This window comes from Echinicola pacifica DSM 19836 (assembly GCF_000373245.1).
GTDB classification, from domain to species: Bacteria; Bacteroidota; Bacteroidia; order Cytophagales; family Cyclobacteriaceae; genus Echinicola; species Echinicola pacifica.
Map to the genome: position 1 here is coordinate 1 of NZ_KB890749.1, position 3,539 is coordinate 3,539.

The 3,539-nt window shown below is 40.2% G+C and carries 2 protein-coding genes; both read left to right on the forward strand.

What is annotated here, in order from left to right; genetic code table 11:
• Positions 1–1,821 (forward strand): RCC1 domain-containing protein (locus B050_RS0110785; protein ID WP_018473929.1); only part of this gene is annotated, 1,821 nt, incomplete at its 5' end.
• A gap of 209 nt (positions 1,822–2,030) precedes the next feature.
• A partial coding sequence (locus B050_RS22310; RefSeq protein ID WP_157492729.1) for an RCC1 domain-containing protein occupies positions 2,031–3,539 on the forward strand: 1,509 nt, incomplete at its 3' end.

Genomic DNA, 3,539 nt, shown 5'->3' on the forward strand with positions numbered 1-3,539 from the left:
GCTCCCTGTAATGATCCCACCAGTATGGGACCCGACTGTGATTTTGATGGAGATGGCATCATCAATAGCCTCGACCTAGATGATGATAATGATGGAGTGCTGGATGTGGTGGAGAGAGGTGATAATATTACTGAGTTTGGATACATGGAGGATATTCTTGTTGCTGGTTATCATGGTGTTATGGGAAGGGCTTCTGATGGGGAGATAATGGCTTGGGGAGAGTTTTTAAGTGCAAACGGTAAAGATCATTTAAGATACCCTACCAAAATAACCCCGGCCAATGGCTATAACTATCAGGGAGAAATTTTAAAATATACCTATGTTACAGCAGGCATCTATGCTGGTGAGGCAGTTGTTTTGACAGAAGCAGGATTATATAGCTGGGGCTCTAAAACTGGACCTGAAAATGCTTCTTATTATTATGTTCCTTTAATACCTGAAACTCTTAGATCCAGATTTTCTACTCATTTTGCAAAAGTCGTCAGTACCTCTACTTATGGCTTTGGTACAGTAAAGAATCAATATTCCTTGCCTGCAGATTATGCCCCAGCAGATGTTGAAATATTATATGGAGTTTATAATAGTTTGTTTGTAGTCACTAAAGATGGGAAATTGTGGGTATTAGGAGATAATGAATCTAACTATGGAGATGATTCTGGCGTGATAGATTCAATTTGGCATCAGGTTCAAATCCCTGCTGGTGAGGAAGTATATAAATTAAGAGCTAGTCTGTCCCTATGTTTTGTTCAAACGAAATCTGGTAATCTATACACTTGGGGAACTAGAAGTGTTTTGGGTGATGGAAGTTCGGAAGTTTTCAGGTCACTCCCGACGCAAATGGTTAATCCCTTACCATCCAATGAGAGAATTGTTCAGATAGGAGCAGGAAATTATACCTATTATATTTTAAGCTCTTCGGGAAATGTCTATTCTCTTGGTCATAACTTTTACGGGCAAGCAGGAAGGGAGCCATATATAAGCTCAACAAAAGAAAACCAATATTTTTATGATTGGGGGAAGGTGACAAATGAGGAAGGAAGTATCCTTGAGGGAGTTAGGTTCCTTTCCGTGAATGACGTGGGAGGATCTCAAACTGTAGCAGTTTTATTAGAAGATAAAAGCTTAAGGGCTTGGGGAGATAATAATCAATATACTATTGGAGGGGTAGCTAATTACCAAAAATATAATTATCCTATAATACCTACAGGGTCGGAAGGTCAGGAGTATTCATATGTAGAAGCAGGAGGACATATTACTCCCATTATTAAATCAGATGGGTCCTATTGTAATGTAGGGCATGATTTGCAATTTTCCTTTGGAGATGGTGCCTCAAATGATGATAGGATTCCCTATTATCAATGCGTCTCCCCTCCTGGCACTTTTAAATTTTTGGCCTCTAACACCATCGAAGAAAACCGCGTGGATACCGATGGCGATGGTGTACCTAATTCCTTTGATCTGGACTCAGATGGTGATGGCTGCCCAGACTCTAAGGAATCTGGACTGATCAGCTATATGGAGGGAATCAATGGTGCGACTTCCTCTCCTGGTACAACCACCAATGGAAATGGGACCGATGCGACTTCTAATACCACTTTAGAAATAGAAGGAGCAATAGTAGGAACGGGAACTCCTGTCGATTATGGAGAAAATGGTTTCTATAACCTTATAGAAACCTTGGATGATCAGGACGCGGCCTATTCTGGGATTTATACCTATACCTACGCCATTGATGATTCGGAAAGCGTAGGCTGCGTAGCTACCATCCGTAAGATATATTCTAACCCTGCCATGCGCTCTATCAAGGTAAAGAAGCAATAATAGTAGGGTGGTAATAAACAAGAATTTTAGGGATAGCTATAGCGCTCTTCCTTATTAAAATAAGAAATAGTATGAAAAGAATAAAATTAGTGTTTTTGCTGTCCTGCATAAATATAGGATTGGCCAATGCCCAAACCACATGTACGGACCCCTTTGCGAAGGATCCGTACTGTGATTTTGATGGAGATGGAATCATTAATCTTCATGATTTGGATGATGATAATGATGGAATCCTGGATGTGAATGAAGGCAAAGGGGAGATTACCGAATTTGGCTATAAAGAAGATATTCTAATAGCTGGATACCACGGAGTAATTGGGCGTACGACAGAAGGAGATGTAATGGCGTGGGGAGAGTTTCTTAGCGCAAACGGTAAGGACCATTTAAAATACCCTACCAAATTAACTCCTGCGAATGGCTATAATTATCAAGGGGAAATATTAAAATACACCTATGCTACTGCAACCATTTATGCTGCTGAGGCAGTCATTTTAACTGATGCAGGATTATATAGTTGGGGATCAAAAACTGGCCCTGAAAATGCCAGTTATTATTATGTTCCATTAATACCTGAAACCATGCGATCTAGGTTTTCAACTCATTTTGCAAAGGTGATAAATACTTCGACGTATAATTTTGGAACAGTAACAAACCAATATTCATTACCTGCAGATTATACACCTTCGGATGTGGAAAATCTCTATGGAGTTTACCATAGTCTATTTGTAGTCACCAAGGATGGGAAGTTGTGGGTGTTGGGAGATAATGAAAACAACTATGGCGATAATTCAGGTGTGGTTGACTCAAAATGGCATCAGGTGCAACTTCCACCAGGTGAAGAGGTTTATAAGATAAGAGCCAGTATAGTAATGGTTTTTATACAAACCAAATCTGGTGATTTATATACTTGGGGCACTCAAAGTATTTTGGGTGATGGAAGTCCTGAAACTAACCGGGTACTTCCAACAAAGATGGTAAACCCTTTACCCCCAAATGAGAAGATAATTCAGATAGCAGGAAATACAAACACTTATTATATTTTAAGCTCTGAGGGTTATGTTTATTCTATGGGGAAAAATAATTTTGGTCAGACTGGTAGGGGACTATATTTAAGTGCCACGGGAGAAAACCATCATTATGACGAGTGGGGGAAAGTAACAAACGAGGATGGAAGTTATCTCGAAAATGTTAGGTTTTTATCTGCTGATGATGGCGGAGGGTCTCAGACTGCCGCGGTAATATTGGAAGATAAAAGTGTAAGGGCCTGGGGACATAATGATCAATATACCATTGGAGGAGTAACTAACTACAAAGGGTATAATTATCCAATTATACCCACTGGGACGGAAGGGCAGGAGTATTCCTATGTAGAAACAGGAGGGCATATCACTCCTATAATCAAAGCTGACGGCTCCTATTGTAATGTGGGGCATGATTTGCAGTTCTCCTTTGGAGATGGTTCTTCAAATGATGAAAGAATTCCCGCCTACCAATGCATATTGCCTCCAGGAACCTTTTCATTTGAAGCTTCCAGGATTGTGGAAGAGCAAAGCCTAGATACCGATAATGATGGATTCCCAAATTATCTTGACGTGGATTCTGACAATGATGGATGCCCTGACGCTAAGGAAGCAGGACTAATAAATTATATTTCTAGCCTAAATAATCCTTCGGCTAATATCGGAGAAGGTAATATGACTGTAGGGGGTGGCACGCCA